Annotated in this window: 12 protein-coding genes; 5 read left to right on the top strand and 7 right to left on the bottom strand. The window is 66.6% G+C overall.

What is annotated here, in order from left to right; genetic code table 11:
• Nucleotides 1–77 precede the first annotated feature (77 nt).
• From VG561_RS12270 to VG561_RS12255, 4 genes are all read right to left on the bottom strand, one after another.
• Nucleotides 78–464 (bottom strand): SseB family protein, encoded by a 387-nt coding sequence (locus VG561_RS12270; RefSeq protein ID WP_032960680.1) that lies wholly within the window; start codon nt 462–464, stop codon nt 78–80.
• A gap of 121 nt (nt 465–585) precedes the next feature.
• Nucleotides 586–2,301: an alpha-amylase family glycosyl hydrolase gene (locus VG561_RS12265; RefSeq protein WP_423179622.1), complete on the bottom strand. Its 1,716-nt coding sequence runs from the start codon at nt 2,299–2,301 to the stop codon at nt 586–588.
• The gene (locus VG561_RS12260) at nt 2,301–3,788 is read right to left on the bottom strand and encodes an MFS transporter (protein WP_423179621.1); all 1,488 of its coding nucleotides are present in this window, start codon (nt 3,786–3,788) and stop codon (nt 2,301–2,303) included. The genes VG561_RS12265 and VG561_RS12260 overlap by 1 nt, the downstream gene beginning before the upstream one ends.
• A complete protein-coding gene (locus tag VG561_RS12255; RefSeq protein WP_423179620.1) occupies nt 3,785–5,977 on the bottom strand; it encodes a Six-hairpin glycosidase-like protein in 2,193 nt (730 codons plus the stop codon). The genes VG561_RS12260 and VG561_RS12255 overlap by 4 nt, the downstream gene beginning before the upstream one ends.
• Before the next feature lie 237 nt (nt 5,978–6,214).
• Here VG561_RS12255 and VG561_RS12250 point away from each other — a divergent pair, with 237 nt between their 5' ends.
• Complete coding sequence (locus VG561_RS12250) at nt 6,215–8,269, top strand: glycoside hydrolase family 97 protein (protein WP_111205829.1); 2,055 nt, start codon at nt 6,215–6,217, stop codon at nt 8,267–8,269.
• Between the two features lie 275 nt (nt 8,270–8,544).
• Nucleotides 8,545–11,298, top strand: coding sequence for a TonB-dependent receptor (locus tag VG561_RS12245; protein ID WP_185741874.1), 2,754 nt, complete (start codon nt 8,545–8,547; stop codon nt 11,296–11,298).
• A gap of 212 nt (nt 11,299–11,510) precedes the next feature.
• Here VG561_RS12245 and VG561_RS12240 read toward each other — a convergent pair whose 3' ends face one another.
• Nucleotides 11,511–13,124: an alpha-glucosidase family protein gene (locus VG561_RS12240; RefSeq protein WP_032957799.1), complete on the bottom strand. Its 1,614-nt coding sequence runs from the start codon at nt 13,122–13,124 to the stop codon at nt 11,511–11,513.
• A 214-nt stretch (nt 13,125–13,338) separates the two neighbouring features.
• Between VG561_RS12240 and VG561_RS12235 the strand changes: the two genes are divergently transcribed.
• Complete coding sequence (locus tag VG561_RS12235) at nt 13,339–14,337, top strand: polyprenyl synthetase family protein (protein ID WP_005408451.1); 999 nt, start codon at nt 13,339–13,341, stop codon at nt 14,335–14,337.
• 173 nt (nt 14,338–14,510) lie between these two features.
• Here VG561_RS12235 and VG561_RS12230 read toward each other — a convergent pair whose 3' ends face one another.
• Nucleotides 14,511–15,302 carry a dienelactone hydrolase family protein gene (locus VG561_RS12230; RefSeq protein ID WP_100449586.1) on the bottom strand — a complete coding sequence of 264 codons (792 nt, stop codon included), beginning with the start codon at nt 15,300–15,302 and terminating at the stop codon, nt 14,511–14,513.
• Between the two features lie 156 nt (nt 15,303–15,458).
• On the opposite strand from VG561_RS12230, the gene VG561_RS12225 reads away from it, so the two are divergent.
• Together VG561_RS12225 and VG561_RS12220 are read left to right on the top strand one after the other, a co-directional pair.
• Nucleotides 15,459–16,694 carry a hypothetical protein gene (locus VG561_RS12225; RefSeq protein WP_423179619.1) on the top strand — a complete coding sequence of 412 codons (1,236 nt, stop codon included), beginning with the start codon at nt 15,459–15,461 and terminating at the stop codon, nt 16,692–16,694.
• Nucleotides 16,695–16,764: 70 nt separating this feature from the next.
• Complete coding sequence (locus VG561_RS12220) at nt 16,765–17,355, top strand: SMI1/KNR4 family protein (RefSeq protein ID WP_423179618.1); 591 nt, start codon at nt 16,765–16,767, stop codon at nt 17,353–17,355.
• A 60-nt stretch (nt 17,356–17,415) separates the two neighbouring features.
• On the opposite strand, the gene VG561_RS12215 is transcribed toward VG561_RS12220, so the two are convergent.
• Complete coding sequence (locus VG561_RS12215; RefSeq protein ID WP_134808590.1) at nt 17,416–17,949, bottom strand: hypothetical protein; 534 nt, start codon at nt 17,947–17,949, stop codon at nt 17,416–17,418.
• Nucleotides 17,950–17,953: the final 4 nt, after the last annotated feature.

Raw genomic sequence — 17,953 nt, 5'->3', positions numbered from 1 at the left:
TGTAGTATCGAGCCGTGCTCGACTGATCCGGCATTGCGCGAACGGCAGCCGAGCATGGGCTTGGCTCTACATGACAATCAACCCTGGGCGAAGTCCTTCAGGATCTCGCCGACGCCACTGGGCGAGATCTCGAAGCCCAGCGAAGTGCCCGGGTTGATCACCACGCCGTAGCCACCCGGCACGCGGCGCAGCACGTCCAGCATCCGCCAGCGGATCTGATGTTCGGCCTGCTGGCTGTAGATGCCCACCCGCGACGGATCGGTGAACACGGCCACGTGCAGGGTGCCCTGCTTGTCGAACAGCAGCGGGTCGAAGCCGCTGCCATCGGGGGTCACCAGGCTGCCGGTCAGCAGTACCACCTCGGAGGCGACGAAGGCCTCCATGAAGGCGCGGATCGGCACCGACCCGTCCATCGCCGCCTTCAGCAGGGTTTCGATCGGGGTCTGCGGGGCGAGGTCGGTCATGGCGATACGGCGGGGCGTGAGGGGGGCCTATTGTGCCGGATATGGTCACCCCGGTAGTGCCGGCCGCTGGCCGGCACCTGAAGGTGCAATGGATTCATGGGTTGCCGGCCAGCGGCCGGCACTACCGCCCCAGACGCACGTCCCGCGCCCGCTGGTCGGCCATCGCCTTGTCCAGCTCGGCCTGCAGCGCCGGCTGCTGCACGGCGGCATCGAGCACGTACACCTTCACCCCGTGCGCCGGCACTTCGGCCTTCAGGGAAGCATCCACCTGCAACGAACCGCCGTCCAGCGCATCACGCCAGCGGCCCGCCTGGACGTACCGCGCCACGGTGAAGGTCTTCGCACTGTCGCCCTTGTTCAGCAGCACCAGCGCGGTCTGCGCCACCTCGCCATGCTGCAGCACGCGGAAGAACACCGCCTCATCACCCTGCAGGCGCTCGTTCACCTGCAGGCCGCGCTGCAGCACCGGAGTGGCTGCGCGCAGCCGGGCGATACGCTGCAGCGGCGCGAAGATCGGACTCTTCGGCGCAGCATCCACACGCGGCTGGCCGAAGTAAGCGCGATTGCCGGCATGCTCGGCGCGGCCACGCATGAAGCCCGTCTCCGAGCCGTAATAGACCACCGGAATGCCGCGCGCGGTGAACAGCCAGTTGTGTGCATCGATGAAGCCACTGTCGCTGGCCTGCAGTCGTGGCATGTCGTGGTTGTCGTAGAAGCTCATCAGCTCATACGGGTTGGCATACGGCCCACCGCTCAGATGCAGCGGCTCGGCCAGGGTCTCGAAACCCTTGCCGGCGGTGCCGAACGCCTGCTCCAGTGCACCGCGCAACGGGAAGTCGAGCACGCTGACGTTGGCGTTGGCCGGCCAGGTGTGCTCTGCAATGCGCGCGGCATCGTAATCGAACGCTTCGCCGAACATGAACATGCCCGGGTGCTCGGCGCGGATGCGCTTGACGAAGGCATGCCACCACGGGTGCGGCAACCAGCCGATGGTGTCGATGCGCAGCGCATCCACTCCCTGCGCGGTCCATTGCAGGTAAGCACCGACCAGGTAGTCCATCACCGCCGGATTGTCCTGGTTGAAGTCGGACAGCTCGGCCAGGTTGCCGTCGAAGATCGAGCCGTCCTTGCTGTCGACCGGTCCAATGCTGTTGTAGAACGCGTGCAGCGGGTTGTGCTTCGGATCCAGTTCCTGCGGCGGCAGGTTCTGGTGGTCGGCGATCAGTTTTCCGTCCTTGTCGAAGATCTGGCCGAACTGCGGCTGCCGTGTCGGCATGGTCCAGGCCGGCGAACCGTGGTTGCCTACGATGTCCAGCACCACCTTCAAGCCGGCACCGTGCAGGCCCTTGGTCAGCCCGGCGAAATCCAGGTCTTTGCTGGGCAGGTGCTCATCGAGCTTGTAGAAGTTGATGCCCCAGTACCCGTGGTAGCCGGTCTTGCCGCGGTCGGTCAGCGTGCTGGTGCAGCTGATCGGCTTGCTGCCGGTAAAGGCCTCGTCCGGGTTGTCGACGATGGGCGTGATCCACACCGCGCCGAAGCCGAGGTTGCGGATGTACTGCGCATTGTCGAGCACGCCGCGGAAGTCGCCGCCGAGATAGCCGATGTTGCCGTCCACCTTGTCCGGGCAGGGCACCGGAATATCGAAGGTGCGGTGCACGCCGCCCTGGTCACGGTGATCGTTGGACGGATCACCGTTGACGAAGCGGTCGGTGACCACGAAGTACACCGCATCGCTGGCGAACGGTTCGGTGGTGCCCACATAGTCCGGGCGCGGCGCGGCCGCCGCATGGCCGGCCAGCAGCATCAAGGAAACAGCAACAGACAACGCAGCACGCATCACACCACCTCCGGACGGGACGGAACCCACAACACGCACAGGCCGGCAATGAACAGGCTGCAGCCGCCCAGCACCAGCACATGCATCGGCTGGCCGCCCAGCAACGTGCGCAGGGCGAAGCCGAGTGCACTGGCCGCCACCAGCTGCGGGATCACGATGAAGAAATTGAAGATGCCCATGTACACGCCCATCTTCGATGCCGGCACGCTGTCGGACAGCAGTGCATACGGCAGCGAGAGGATGGACGCCCAGGCAAAACCGACGCCGACCATCGACAGCAGCAGCCAGTGCGGGTCGCGGATGAACATCAGCGAGACCAGGCCGGTACCGCCCAGCCACAGGTTGACCAGGTGGCTCCAGCGCAGGCCGATCGCACGCACCATGAGTGGAATCAGCACCGCCGCCAACGCGGCGAACCCGTTGTAGGCGCCAAACAGCACGCCCACCCAGTTGGCGCCCTCGTTGTAGGCCGCCGACTCTGGTTCAGTCGAACCGAAATGGGCGCCAGCCACCGCGGCGGTGGTGTAGATCCACATCGCAAACAGCGCGAACCACGAGAAGAACTGTACCCACGCCAGGCGACGCATGGTGACCGGCATCGCGCGCAGGTCGCCGACGATGGCGGCCAGCATGTGCGTGGCCGGCAGCGTACGCGCGAGCGCCAGCAGCAGGCCATAGCCGGCACACAGGCCGGCCAGCACGTACAGCATCCGGTCGCCCTGCCGCCAGGTGATCAGCAGCGCCAGCAGTACGCCCAGCCCCAGCCATGCGGCCACCTGCACCCAGGGCGCCGGGCCGCTGATCGGCGCTGCTGCGTGACGTGCCGGAGGTTCGGCGTCATCGAAACCGGCCAGCTCCGCCGGTGAGTATTCGCGGGTGCTGACCACCGTCCAGGTGATTGCCGCCAACAGCACCACCGCGCCGAAGTAGAACGCATAGCGCACGGTATCAGGCACCTCACCTGCGGCGGCCGTATTGGCGACCCCGAAGTGGGCCAGGATGAACGGCAGGAAGCTGGCGACGATGGCGCCCACGCCGATGAAGAAGCTCTGCATGGCATAACCGGCCGGACGCTGGCGCGGCGCCAGCTGGTCGCCGACGAAGGCGCGGAACGGCTCCATCGACACGTTGATCGAGGCATCGAGTACCCACAGCGTGCCGGCGGCGATCCACAACGTCGGCGAGTTCGGCATCACCAGCAGCGCCAGCGTGGTCAGCACCGCTCCGATCATGAAATAAGGACGGCGGCGCCCCCAGCGCGTCCAGGTGCGGTCGGACAGGTAACCGATCACCGGCTGCACCAGCAGGCCGGTCAGCGGCGCGGCGATCCACAGCCCGGGCACCGCGTCGATGTCCGCGCCCAGCGTCTCGAAGATGCGGCTGGCATTGGCGTTCTGCAGGGCGAAGCCGAACTGGATGCCCAGGAAGCCGAAACACATGTTCCAGATCTGCCAGAACGACAGCTGCGGCTTGGCGGTACGATTCATCGTGCGCCCTCTGCCGCGGCCACCGGCGCCACCATCAGCGCCTGCACCTGGGCCTGGTTGAGCACGCCATCGCGTCCGCCCTTGCCCCCGGTGTAGTGCGCGAAGTGCTGCAGCGCGCTCATGTTGAAGCCTTCTTCAAGCGTGACCGTGCATCGGCCCTTGGGCACCGTGAATGTCGCCGAGGTCGAGTCCTGCACGGCCACGCTGTGCGGCAGGGTGACGGTGTGCCGCTGCAACGGCTGGCCCGGGCACTGCAGCACCAGCTGCGTCACCGCAGCGGTGACGCCGGTGTTGATCGGCCCGTTCGGATTGCGGTACTGCAGGCGCAGGCGCACCTGCCCGGCCCTGGCGGAGGTGAACTGCCAGCGCTGCGTACCCTTCAGTCGCTGCTGCGGACCGACGCAGACCATCGGGCTGTGCAGCGATTCAATTGCACCGTCGCGCCGGGTCAGGCTGAGGCAATGCTGCAGGCCATCGTCACCGATGCGTGCCAGGCCATTGCTGGCGGCGAGCGCCCGGCCGTCCTGCCACAGCACCTGGCCGGCAGCGACCACGACATTCCAGCCCATGCCCTTGCGTTGCACCTGCGGTGCGGCCGGCGTGGCCGGTGCGCGCGCATCTGCGTCGGCCGTCGTCGCCGCGCTGCGTGGCGCCGCTGCGGCGGGCACCAACTGCACGGTGGTGGTGGCGCCACGGGTCTTCACCTTGCCCGCCACCAGCAGGCCATCACCCACCTGCTTCGGTCGCTCCAGCACATAACGCCTGCCATCGGCCTCCAGGGAGATGCGGCGCTGATTGCCGAACAGTTCGGGCACCAGCACGGCCGGCAGCTTGGGCTGCACGCGGCCATCGTCCTGCACGCCGAATACGCCCTCGACCACCATCGACAGATAGCCGGCCACCGACCACAGCTGGCGTTCGGAGTTGACCACCGGGCCGCTCAGCACGCCCTCGTCAACATGCACCGCCTGGCTGACCAGCTCGTAGTTCTCCATGTTGGAACCGGCCAGCGCGGCGCCCTGCATCAGCGAGCGGATCTCGGCGGCGATGCGCGGTGCATCGTCCAGCTGGCGCGCCGCGCGCAGCGAATAGGCACTAACGAACGGCCAGATCGCGCGGTTGTGGTAGATCGGCTGCTGCGCCTCCTGCGGCCACACCACCGGGCTGCCGGCCGGGCCCATCGGATACGCCGCCAGCGCACGCCGCGCGCGCTCGGGCGGCAGCACCTCGGCCAGGATGCCCAGCGACAGGCCGAGCAGATCGACCTTGGCGTACGGCACCGGGTGCGCGGCCTCGCCGATGTAGCTCATGTACTGGCCGATATCCTCGCGCCAGAAGCGCGCATTGATCTGCTGCGCCAACGCATCGGCCCAGGCCCTGTAGTCGGTCGCGCGGGCATCGCCGTGCTGCCCGGCCAGGCGTTCGGCCAGGCGCAGTGCCTGGTAGTGCAGCACGTTGGTGGACAGTGCGTAGGAATCACCGATGAAACGCACGTCCTCGCGGATCCAGTCTGGATAGGTCTGCTCGCGCCAGTCCAGGAAGGAGGTCTCGCCGCGGTACAGGCCCATCTGCGCGTCGAACACCATCGCGCGGTCCTGCGCCAGCGTGCCCTGCAGCGCCTGCCAGACCTGATCGGCAAACGCTCGGTCCTCCAGCAGGTGGCGTGCCGCCAGGAACCACACCACGCGATCACTGCTGATCGGCCAGCTGCCGCCGGAACCGGTGTCCTGCGCCACGAACAGGCCGGGCGTACGCCCGTCACGGGCTGCCGACAGCTTGAACTGCAGCGACTGCCGGGTGCGCTGCGGGTCCAGCCGCGCCAGCGCCAGGTCGGCGGCGAAGCTGACATCACGGGTCCACACATAGGGCCAGCGTGCACCGGTCTGGAAGCACTCGCACGGGACCGGCCGGCCCTCGTCGAACGCCGGATCACGGATCGCGTCCACGCGGTCCTGGGACATCTCCTGCTGGGCGAGCGCGAACAGGGCATCGAACATCACGCTGCCGGTCTGGCTGCGCATCGGTGCGGCTGCGATCTGCACTGCGCCCTTCGGCGCATGCAGCACGAAGCTGCCCTTGGCAGCGGCTTCGGCGCGCGCATGGCGACCGTCGAATTGCAGGTCGGCCGCCTGCGCGGTCGATCCCAGCGCTGCCCCCAGGGCAGCGGTCAGGCAAATGATCTTCAGCATCGAAGCGGCGGACCGGCTTGCGCCCGTCGGCCTCCCTCCCTCTCTGCACGCGTTGTAGGTCCGCACCGTCGTTGCCGGCGGGCGGGCGCGGCCCCTCCCTCAAGGTGCCTGGGCCCCATGGTAGACGCGGGGCTGTCGGCTGCGTCCAGTTGCATACGTATTCATGGCATCGCGCGGTGGCGCGCCCGCCGCGCTGGCTTATGGTCCGGGTCTGCCAACGGCGCCTTGGGAGGGGAATTGCCGATGTCATCCACTGCTGTACGCGCGGTGTTCGCGCACATGCTCGGGCTGGCCCTGATCGGGTGGTCCACGCTGGTACAGGCCACGCCGCAGGTGGCCAGCGTCGAATCGCCGGGCAAGGTATTGAAGGTCAGTCTGCTGCTGGACGGCGGAACCGCCCGCTACCGTGTCGAGCGCCTGGGCGACACCGTGGTGGAGGATTCGAAGCTTGGCTTTGCCCTGCGCGACGGTCGCCTGGACCGCGATTTCGCCCTGCTGGGCCAGCAGCGGCGCAGCGTCGACGACACCTGGGAGCAGCCGTGGGGCGAGCGCCGGCTCACCCGCGACCACTTCAACGAGCTGACCGTGCAGCTGACTGAAACCACCGGCCGCAAGCGGCGGCTGGATGTGGTGTTCCGCGTCTACGATGATGGCCTTGGCTTCCGCTATGTGTTCCCTGAGCAACCGAACCTGCGCGAAGCCATCATTGATGACGAACTGACCGAATTCGCCATCGCGCCCGAATCAACCGCCTGGTGGATTCCCGCCGGCGAACCGATCCACTACGAATACCTGTATCAGCACACGCCGCTGCGCGAAGTGCCGCTGGTGCATACGCCGATGACCCTGCGCAGCCGCGATGGCCTGCACGTGGCGATCCACGAGGCCGCGCTGGTGGACTATGCCGGCATGTGGCTGCGGCGCACCGAGGGGCAGCGCCTGCGCGCGCAGCTGTCGCCCTCGGCCGAAGGCTGGAAGGTACGCCGCACCCTGCCCTTCGCCACGCCGTGGCGCACGCTGCAGATCGCCGATCGTGCCGGTGGCCTGGTCGAATCGGACCTGATCCTCAACCTCAATGAACCCAACGCGCTGGGCGATGTGAGCTGGGTGAAGCCGGCCAAGTACCTGGGCGTGTGGTGGTCGATGCACCTGGACAGCGAGAGCTGGGCAACCGGACCGAAGCACGCGGCCACCACCGCCAAGACCAGGAAGGTGATCGACTTCGCCGCCGCGCATGGCTTCCGTGGCGTGCTGGTGGAAGGCTGGAACCCGGGCTGGGACGGCAACTGGGTGGGCAATGGCTACGACTTCGATTTCACCCGTGCCACGCCCGATTTCGACATTGAAGCGCTGTCGGCGTACGGCCTGAAAAAGGGTGTGCACCTGATCGGCCACCATGAAACCGGCTGCGCCATCGAGCACTACGAGGACCAGTTGGGCGCCGCGCTGGACCTGTACGCACGACTGGGCGTGGACCAGTTCAAGACCGGCTACGTCTGCGACGACGGCCAGGTCGACCGCCGCAATCCGGCCGGGGGCCCACTGTGGCGCGAGTGGCACGACGGGCAGTTCATGGCCCGCCACCACCTGAAGGTGGTGCAGGAAGCCGCGCGCCGGCACCTGTCGGTCAACCCGCATGAGCCGATAAAGGATACCGGCCTGCGCCGCACCTATCCCAACTGGATCTCACGCGAAGGCGCGCGCGGCATGGAATACAACGCCTGGGGCCAGCCGCCGAACCCGCCGGAGCATGAGGTCAACCTGGTGTTCACCCGCATGCTGGCCGGGCCAATGGATTACACCCCCGGCATCCTCAGCCTGAAGGGCCGCCACGGCCAGGCCATTCCCAGCACGCTGGCCCGCCAGCTTGCCCTGTACGTGGTGCTGTACAGCCCGATCCAGATGGCCGCGGACCTGCCCGAACACTACCTGCAGCATCGCGAGGCGTTCCGTTTCATCGAGGACGTGGCGGTGGACTGGGAGCAGAGCCGCGTGCTCGATGGCGAAGTGGGTGACTACGTGACGATCGTGCGCCGCGACCGCAACAGCCGCGACTGGTTCCTCGGCAGCATCACCGACGAACACGGCCGCGTGCTGCCGGTACCGCTGGGCTTCCTGGAGCCAGGCGTGCGCTATCGCGCCGAGATCTACCGCGATGGTGAAGGCGCTGATTTCCGCAGCAACCCGTTCGCGTTCGCACGCGAAACCCGCGAGGTGACCAGTGCCGATGCACTGACGCTGGTGCTGGCACCGGGCGGTGGGCAGGCCATTCGCTTCACGCCCATCCACTGAACGTTTTCCTACCTGCGCTCCCGTAGCGCCCGAGCCCATGCTCGGGCGGCGGTGCGTAGCACCGAAACGCAGCCGAGCATGGGCTCGGCTCTACCGAACAAGGCACCTGAAAGCGATTACAACCCTGCAGACGCCATTGAATACGTATGCAGGGTGATTCCCGCGAAGAACGCGCTGCCTACCATAGCGGCGACGACAGCGGCCACCGCGTCGCACGTTCACGGCCCCGCCGGAACGCTCACAAATCGATCTGCAACATTGCCTGGGAGGGGAAAATGTTGAACCACAAGCGCAGCGCGCTGAGCATCGCGCTGGCCGTTGTCCTGGCGCCGACGCTGGCGTCGGCACAGTCCACGCAGAACACCACCACGCCGGCCGGCACCGCCGCCACCAACCTGGATACGGTGCAGGTCACCGGCATCCGCCGCGGCATCGAGAGCGCGATCGCGGTCAAGCAGGACGCCACCTCGGTGGTCGAGGCAATCTCCGCTGAAGACATCGGCAAGCTGCCCGACGTCAGCATCGCCGAATCCATCTCGCGCCTGCCCGGCCTGGCCGCCCAGCGCGTGGCCGGCCGTGCGCAGGTGATCAGCGTGCGCGGCCTGTCGCCGGACTTCGCCACCACCCTGCTCAATGGCCGCGAAGTGGTCAGCACCGGCGACAACCGCGGCGTCGAGTTCGACCAGTACCCGTCCGAGCTGGTCAACGGCGTGACGGTGTACAAGACCCCGGACGCGGCGCTGGTCGGCCAGGGCCTGTCAGGCACCATCGACATGCAGACCGCGCGCCCGCTCAGCTTCGGCGAGCGCGTGATCGCGGTCAGTGGCCGCTACCAGAAGAGCTCGCTGGGCCGCGCCGCCAACACCGATCCGTACGGCAACCGCTTCAGCGCCAGCTACATCGACCAGTTCCTGGACAAGACCCTGGGCATCGCCATCGGCTATGCGCACAGCGACATGCCGATCCAGGAGAACCAGGTCGGCCTGTACGAGCCGTGGACCACCGAGCACACCGACAAGGGCGACCGCCCGGGCGTGGGTGCCGGCACCTACTTCTCCGATGGCATCAAGGCGCTGCGCCGCACCGGCAACAACAAGCGCGACGGCGTGATGGCCACGATCCAGTTCCGCCCGAACAACAGCTGGACCAGCACCTTCGATGCCTTCCACACCGAAGCCGAGCAGATCGACACCGCCAACCAGTTCGAGCTGAACCTCAGCAACTACAACGGCAACTACACCCCGGGCCTGCTGGTCAGCAACCCGCAGGTCAACGCCAACGGCTCGTTCACCGGCGGCACCGCCAGCGGCGTGTATCCGCTGGTGCGCGGCATGTACAACAAGCGCAAGGACAAGATCGATGCGTTCGGCTGGAACAACGAGTTCAACTTCGGCGGCGTCAAGCTGGTCGCCGACCTGAACTACTCCAAGGCCACGCGCGACGAGCTGAACCTGGAAAACAACCTGCAGCTGACCCCGATGCCGCAACTGGATACGGTCGGCGTGTCGATCCGCCAGGACGGCTTCTCGCAGATCACCCCGGGCCTGAACTACTCCAACCCCGATGCGCTGTTCCTGACCAACACGATCTACGGCTCCGGCTACGGCAAGGTGCCGCAGGTGGAAGACCGCCTGAAGGGCGGCAAGCTGGCTGCCACCATCGCCCTTCCTGATGCCATCGCCTCGTGGGCACCGGACATCGACATCGGCGTGAACTATGCCGACCGCCGCAAGGTGAAGACCCAGTCCGAAGGCAACATCCTGCTCGGCGCACAGGGCGATGCCAACATCGCCTCGGACCTGCAGTACCGTCCGGTGGACCTGGGCTTCGCCGGCCTCGGCACCATCCCGGCCTGGAACGTACCGGCCGCTGTGGGTCGTTACATGACCTTCAACCCGGTCGACAACCTGGACTACCTGATCCCCAAGTCGTGGACGGTCGAAGAGAAGATCACCACCGCCTGGGCGCGCCTGAACATCAACACCGACATCGGTGAAGTGGGCGTGCGCGGCAACATCGGCGTGCAGATGCAGCACACCGACCAGAGCTCGGATTCGCGCTACTTTGACCGCTCCCGCCCAGCGGGCGAGAACGTTCTTCCTATCGCCAGCGGGAAAACTTATAACGATTGGTTGCCGAGCCTGAACCTGGCCTTCCTGTTCCCGCACCAGCAGACCCTTCGCTTCGCCGTCGCCAAGCAGGTCGCACGCCCGCGCGTGGATCAGATGCGCGCCGGTCTGGATTTTGGTGTTGCCCGAGAAACCGGCAAGCCCGGGGCCAGCGGCGGCAACCCCCTGCTGGATCCCTGGCGTGCAACCGCGGTCGACTTGTCTTACGAGAAGTACTTCGGCGAGAAGGCCTACGTAGCGGCGGCGATCTTCTACAAGGACCTGAAGAGTTACGTCTATACGCAGACAATTGATGGTTATGATTTCAGCGACCAAGTGGCCAACTGGGTTTCTCAACCAGGTGATGCGCCGGTGCTGACCACCGGCACCTTCTCCGCGCCGCAGAACGGCAAGGGCGGCACGTTGAAGGGCCTGGAACTGACCGCATCGTTCCCGCTGGACATGCTGACCGACAGCCTGCGTGGCTTCGGCCTGCAGGCCAGCGCGACCTTCAACAAGAGCGACATCACCATCCTGGATCCGGAGAGCGCCTCCAGCGTGGGCAGTGACCCGATCAGCCTGCCGGGCCTGTCCAAGCGCGTGTACAACTTCACTGCCTATTACGAGCGCAGCGGTTTTGAAGCACGCGTCAGCCAGCGCCGGCGGTCGGACTTCATCGGTGAGATCGGCAACTTCAACGGCAACCGCAGCCTGCGCTATGTCGTCGGCGAAAACGTGACCGATGCGCAGGTCAGCTACACCTTCAGCGACAGCAGCGCCCTGCGTGGCCTGACCCTGCTGCTGCAGGGCAGCAACCTGACCAACGAGCCGTACCGCACCTACGCCGGCAGCAAGGACCGCCCGCTGGAGTACATCGAATGGGGCCGCACCTACATGCTGGGCGTGAACTACAAGTTCTGAGGCAGCGCCGGGCCCTGCCCGGCAGCCCCGGACCCGGTAGTGCCGGCCGCTGGCCGGCAACAGGAAACAGGGAGCAGGACCGGAAACCCGCTGCGCAGGCAGCGGGTTTTCCTTTGCGCGGATGCCGGCCGCTGGTCGGCAAGGCCCAGCCACAAAAAAGGGACGGGGCGCTTCGGCCCCGTCCCCGCAAGTACCGCCACCGGAGAAAACGGTCAGCTGCGTCGGGCGCAATACACCGCGCGTGGCGGCAGCTGGAGTTCATTGCCCTGCACCGTGCCCGCATCCGGGCCCGGTACCACCACCTGCTGCCAGTTGCCCGGCGGCAGCGGATGGCTCACCGCTTCGGCCGACAGGTTGAAGGCCAGCAGGAGGGTTTCATCTGCAAGCATACGCTCGAACAGCAGCACGGGCTCGGCGCTTTCAAGAAATCTGATGCTGCCATGCAGGAGGGCCGGCTGGGTATGCCGCCAGGCCAGAAACGCGCGGAACGCCGCCAGCACCGAATGCGGGTCGCGCTCCTGCACGGCGACCGCCGCGGCCCGGTGTTCGGCCGGGATCGGCAGCCAGGGCTGGCCAGTGGTGAAGCCGGCCAGCGGTGCATCGGTCCACGGCAGCGGGGTACGGCAGCCGTCACGGCCCTTGAAATTCGGCCAGAAGGTGATGCCATAGGGGTCCTGCAGGGCCTCGAACGGCACCTCGGCCTCGGCCAGGCCCAGCTCCTCGCCCTGGTACAGGCAGACCGAACCGCGCAGCGAGCACAGCATCGCCACCAGCATCCGCGCCAGGCGCGGGTCGGCGGGGTGGCCGCCCCAGCGGCTGACCGCGCGCTCCACATCGTGGTTGGACACCGCCCAGCACGGCCAGCCTTCGGTCATCGCTGCTTCCAGGCGCGAGACCGTATCGCGGATGTAGGCCGCACTGTAGTCGTCCACCAGCAGCTCGAAGCTGTAGCCCATGTGCAGGCGGCCATCGCGGGTGTACTCCGCCGTGGTGGCCAGCGAGTCTTCCGAAGAGATCTCGCCCAGGCTGACCGCCCCCGGGTATTCGTCCAGCAGCGCGCGCAGGCGCTCCAGGAACGGCAGGTTCTCCGGCTGCGTGTTGTTGTAGTAGTGGTACTGGTAGGCGTACGGGTTGTCCGGGCTGAAGCCGCGCCCCACCCGCTTGTCGGCGGGCTTGGCCGGGTTGTCACGCAGCTGTGCGTCGTGGAAGCAGAAGTTGATCGCATCCAGGCGGAAGCCATCCACGCCGCGGTCGAGCCAGAAGCGCACGTTGTCCAGGGTCGCCTGCTGCACGTCCGGGTGATGGAAGTTCAGGTCCGGCTGGTCGACCAGGAAGTTGTGCAGGTAGTACTGCTCACGGCGCGGCTCCCACTGCCAGGCGCAGCCGCCGAACAGCGACAGCCAGTTGTTGGGCGGGGTGCCATCCTCGCGCGGGTCGGCCCAGACGTACCAGTCGGCCTTCGGATTGCTGCGGTCCTGGCGGCTCTCACGGAACCACGCATGCTCGATCGAAGTGTGGCTCAGCACCTGGTCGATCATCACCTTCAGGCCCAGGCCGTGGGCCTTGGCCAACAGGCGGTCAAAGTCGTCCAGGCTGCCGAACAGCGGGTCGACATCGCGGTAATCGGCGATGTCGTAGCCGAAGTCGGCCATCGGCGACCTGAAGAACGGCGAGATCCAGATCGCATCCACGCCCAGCGCGGCAATGTGGTCCAGGCGCTGGATGATGCCGGGCAGATCGCCCACGCCATCGCCGTTGGCATCAAGGTAACTGCGCGGGTAGATCTGGTAGATGACGGCTCCGCGCCACCATGGATAGTGCGACATCGACAGCCCCCCTCCGGGCATGCGGGACCCGCCGGCAGCGGGCCGAAATCCTGATCCGGCAAGCTTAGCGGCGGGCTCCCAGGCATGGCGCAACCTGCATACGTATTCACGCGGAGGGCCGCGCAGGCCGGGCTGGAATTGCCGCTCTGGCCGGTTTGCGCCCGAATTCACGGCCAGCGCCTATAATCGGTGGTGAGCCTGAAAGCCTGATCGCATGACCATCACCGAAGACACCCGTCCCGCCCTGGGCCTGCCCCAGATCCAGTCGCTTGCCGCGGCCGACATGGCCGCCGTCGACGCCCTGATCCGGCGCCGACTGTCCTCGGACGTCGTGCTGATCAACCAGATCGCTGACCACATCATTTCCGCCGGCGGCAAACGCCTGCGCCCGATGCTGGTGATGCTGGCCGGCCATGCGGTCGGCCAGGCCGGCCCGGAGCACCACCAGCTGGCGGCGATCATCGAGTTCATCCACACCTCCACCCTGCTGCACGACGACGTGGTGGACGAATCCAGCCTGCGCCGTGGCCGCAGCACCGCCAACGCACTGTGGGGCAACGCGCCCAGCGTGCTGGTCGGCGACTTCCTGTACTCGCGCAGCTTCCAGCTGATGGTCGAGCTGGAGCGCATGCCGGTGATGCAGATCCTGGCCGACGCCACCAACCGCATCGCCGAGGGTGAAGTGCTGCAGCTGCTGCACGTGCACAACCCGGACACCGACGAAGCCGCCTACCTGCGCGTGATCGAGCGCAAGACCGCGGTGCTGTTCGCCGCCGGCACCCGCCTGGGCGCGCTGGCCAGCGGCGTGGATGAAGCGACCCAGCAGGCCCTGTTCGACTACGGCATGCACCTGGGCTACGCGTTCCAGATCGCCGACGACGTGTTGGACTACTCGGCCAACGCCGAGGAGCTGGGCAAGAACCTGGGCGACGACCTCGCCGAGGGCAAGGCCACGCTGCCGCTGATCCACGCGATGGCCCACTCCGACGACGCCACCCGCGAGCGCCTGCGCACCATCGTGCAGGACGGTGACGCCTCGGCCATGCCGGAAGTGCTGGCCGCGATCCGCGCCACCGGCGGCCTGGAGTACAGCCGCGCGCGTGCAGAGGAATATGCCGAAGCCGCCGAGCGCGCGCTCGATGGCCTGGGCGACAACGATGCCGTGGCCGCCCTGCGCGGCCTGGCCCGCTACGCGGTGCAGCGCTCGCATTGACCGGCTGAGGTGTGCCGACCAACGGTCGGCACCCACCAAACCGGCATTGCGGTGTGTGCCGACCGTTGGTCGGCACTGAAGCATCGGTAGTGCCGGCCGCTGGCCGGCATTCCCGATGACATCCGCAGCATCATGAGGTTGCCGGCCAGCGGCCGGCACTACCACTGCACGAATCAACGTTTCTCGAAGCGTTCCTCGAAGAACTCATCCAGCGCCTTCCACGCGCGCTTCGCCGCCCGCTCGTTGTACTGGCACCCCGGCGGACTGTTGGCATCGCGCTCGGCGAAGCAGTGCACCGCACCGCTGTAGTTGGTGAACTCCCAATCGACCTTGGCCGCGTCCATTTCCTTCTGGAAGCCAGCGATGTCCTCGGCAGTCACGCTCCTGTCGTCTGCGCCGTTGAGCACCAGCACCGACGGATGGCTGCCACCGGCCTGCGCCGGCAGCGGTGAACCCAACCCACCGTGCAGGCTGACCACACCGGCCAGCGGCGCACCGGCACGGGCCAGTTCCAGCACCGTGGTGCCGCCGAAACAGAAGCCCACCGCGCCAATCCGGCCGGCATCGAGCGGCACCTTACCCGCCTGCGCCCTGAGCACGTTCACCGCCTCCAGCGCACGTGCGCGCAGCAGCGGCCTGTCATTGCGCAGCTTGGTTGCCACCGGCCCGGCCTCGGCATCGGTCTTCGGCCGCACGCCCTTTCCGTAGACATCGGCCACCAGCACCACGTAATCATCGCCGGCCAGCTGCTTGGCCTTTTCGACCGCCGATTCGTTCACGCCCTTCCAGTTCGGCACCATCACCAGGCCCGGGCGCTTGTCGTTGTCGCCGTCGTCATAGACCAGCACGCCACTGAAGGTCGTGCCCTGGTGTTTCCATTCCACCGGCTGGGTCTTCATCGCCGCCCACGCCGGCATCGCCGCCAGCCCCAGGATCACCGCCACACCGCATCGCCAACGATTCATGCGCCTGCTCCACCGAGAGGGAACCCGGAGTGTACGGGGCCGGCGTGAAGCCGAAGCACGCAATGCAGCCCCCACTTCAGATCCAGACGAACAGGCCGATAGCTAGTGTCCAGCTGTGTGCCCCCCCCCCCTTCCCCAACAAGGATGTCCCGTTTCGTGAAAAACCTGGGTTCCACTTCGCTTGCCTCGCTTGCCCTTCTGCTGCCTGCTGCCCAGCTGAGCGCCAGTCCGCTGGACGAGACTTTCACCGCGTTCAGCCGCTGCGACGCCAGCTTCTTCTCCAGCCTGCACACGCACGCAGATGCATGGGCCGCGCACGCATCGTTGGGTGGGACAGGCACGATCAACTGGATCGAGACCAAGGATCGTTCCGAGACCACCAACGAGGTCCAGCTCCGTGACGGACCTCGCATCGGCGGCCTGCCGGTCGCCACCTACTTCGACAACACGTCGGACCTGGGCGTCCTGGGTCGTTATATGAGCTGGGGGTTCACCTTCGATGCGCCACTGGACACGGTTGTCAAGCAGCTGTCGCCCTTGATCGAACATGCCGAGCGCCTGCAGGGCGATCGCGGAATGCATGCCCGTAGCGAGGTCCGCGCAGGCGATCAGTGGCTGCCCACTTCCAATCGTGGCGGCATTGCCTCCGGACGCATGCTTCTGGAACGGGTGCTGATGGTGGAATCCAGCGGCGGCAGGACCATGGTGGGATGTTCGCTGCAAGGGGCGGTAGATGCCGATGTCATGGCCCAGCTCCGCCCCGACGTACCCGCTGCCGATCGCCCGCAGCCGCAGGCGGCCGGCCGGCGACTGGAAGATGTGCCGGTTATCAAGGCTGTTGTTGATGGCGTGGACAACCCGTTGCTGGCCCCCCGGTTCACATCGCTGACCTACCGCTACCGGATCAAGGGAAGGGCCCCCTCCACTACTCCGACCACCATTACGATGGTGGCCGACAACGGCCTGTTGAAGATCACCGAGGACTACACCTCGTTCACCATGCATCGGCTGTCAAAGGCAAATCTCTTCCAGCTGGCATCCATGCGCGACGCTGCGATGACCCTGCAGACCCGGTCGCTGAAGCAGGATCTTCCCGCAGCGTGGACACCCGGCAGCCGGTTCCGCGCAGAGACGACGATGGTCTTCTATCCGGAACGCAGCACTTCCAAGCCACTCACCACCACGCTGTCCTGCGTGATCGGAGAACGCTTCCCGGCACGCGATGTATCAGCCTCGCTTTCTGGCGATGCGATCCGGCTGGAGTGCAAGGTCGACGGCGATCGCAGTGTTCGTGCCTTCATCGAGGACCTCGGCATCGCGATCTCCCTGGAATCGCATGGCAAGTACGGCTCATCGGTTTACGACATCATCGATTTCCAGGTGGTACGCTGACACGCCGCGCCGCACGGCCGGCCTCGATGCGCGAAGCCGGCTGTGCCTGCCCTGCTCTTGGCATCTTCCGATGACCCTTGTTGATCGCTTTCTGTCTGGCCTGATTCCGCGCTTGCCCGCCGAGGATGCTCCGCAATGGGCGCGGGTACAGAGTGCCACTGTCGAAGACCTACAGCGCCTGCGGGCGCAGTGGCCACAGGTCCCTGACAGCCTGATGGAACTGTTGTCGCGCGTGGATGGCACCCATTTCCGCGAGTATCCAGGCGGCGAGGTGTGCGTGCTGATGCTCGGCTCCGATGTCGGCGACTATCCGTACTACCTGCGCTCGGTCGCACAGATCTTCGAAGACCAGCAGCAGTGGGACGACAGCATCCGTTCGATCTACGAAGAGTGGCTGGATGACGAACCGGAGATCCTGGGTGAGGGCATCGACGCCGATCTGCCGATGAACCGCCGCCTGTGCTTCTCGCACTGCATGAACAACGGCGGCACGTCGATGCTGTACCTGGATTTCGACCCGGGGTCGGGCGGCACGGTCGGCCAGGTGGTGCGCTACCTGCACGATCCGGACAGCTACGCGGTGATCGCGCCCAGCTTCGACGCCTACCTGCAACAAATGATTGATCGCGATTACGCGTTCATCGACCAGGACGAGGATTGAAACCCAGCCGAGCATGGGCTCGACTCTACAGTAGATCCACGCCATGCGTGGATGGCGCTCTCACCCGCGTTCGATCCAGTGCAACGTGCCGGGCGCGAACGCCAACAGATCCGCCGCGGCGAGCTGATCCCGCGACCAATGATGTTCCGGCGGCTTCGGCTGCCGGGCCCCCACCGAGCCGTCGTAAACACGCACCAGAAGTCCGATACGCGCCGCACCCACACCCAGCAGGGCATCAATGCGCTGCAGCCATTGGCCGGCGTCGGCAAGAGCTCTATCGCGGCACACCTGCTGATCCTGTTCATGCCGCGCCAACTGCTCGGACAGCGCGCGAGCGATCCTGGCCTCACTCCAGCCCTTCTTCCGCCAACGTTCGGCATCGCCCTTCCATTCCGGCTGCACACTCGTCGAGGCCAGCGCGGTGCCGCAATCGCAGTACGCGGCACTCAGCCACGGCTGCCAATCCGGGCCCACCGCCGCCTGCAGGCTCGGTGATGCCTGCGCGAACAGGCGCCGGCCGCTACGGGTGAAGACCGCGGCGGCCGCGTCGTGCGGCAATGACGTGGGCAGGAACACGGTGATGAAGGTGCACATGCGG

Origin of the sequence: Stenotrophomonas sp. CASM110 (assembly GCF_049384345.1) — a bacterium.
GTDB classification, from domain to species: domain Bacteria; phylum Pseudomonadota; class Gammaproteobacteria; order Xanthomonadales; family Xanthomonadaceae; genus Stenotrophomonas; species Stenotrophomonas muris.
The sequence above is the reverse complement of the archived record's forward strand: the minus strand, read 5'-3'. Positions and strand labels throughout refer to the sequence as shown.

Bases quoted from the DNA above. Each gene is read 5' to 3' on its own strand.
- VG561_RS12270 (WP_032960680.1), bottom strand. From the start codon at position 464: ATGACCGACCTCGCCCCGCAGACCCCGATCGAAACCCTGCTGAAGGCG.
- VG561_RS12265 (WP_423179622.1), bottom strand. From the start codon at position 2,301: ATGCGTGCTGCGTTGTCTGTTGCTGTTTCCTTGATGCTGCTGGCCGGC.
- VG561_RS12260 (WP_423179621.1), bottom strand. From the start codon at position 3,788: ATGAATCGTACCGCCAAGCCGCAGCTGTCGTTCTGGCAGATCTGGAAC.
- VG561_RS12255 (WP_423179620.1), bottom strand. From the start codon at position 5,977: ATGCTGAAGATCATTTGCCTGACCGCTGCCCTGGGGGCAGCGCTGGGA.
- VG561_RS12245 (WP_185741874.1), top strand. From the start codon at position 8,545: ATGTTGAACCACAAGCGCAGCGCGCTGAGCATCGCGCTGGCCGTTGTC.
- VG561_RS12240 (WP_032957799.1), bottom strand. From the start codon at position 13,124: ATGTCGCACTATCCATGGTGGCGCGGAGCCGTCATCTACCAGATCTAC.
- VG561_RS12235 (WP_005408451.1), top strand. From the start codon at position 13,339: ATGACCATCACCGAAGACACCCGTCCCGCCCTGGGCCTGCCCCAGATC.
- VG561_RS12230 (WP_100449586.1), bottom strand. From the start codon at position 15,302: ATGAATCGTTGGCGATGCGGTGTGGCGGTGATCCTGGGGCTGGCGGCG.
- VG561_RS12220 (WP_423179618.1), top strand. From the start codon at position 16,765: ATGACCCTTGTTGATCGCTTTCTGTCTGGCCTGATTCCGCGCTTGCCC.
- VG561_RS12215 (WP_134808590.1), bottom strand. From the start codon at position 17,949: ATGTGCACCTTCATCACCGTGTTCCTGCCCACGTCATTGCCGCACGAC.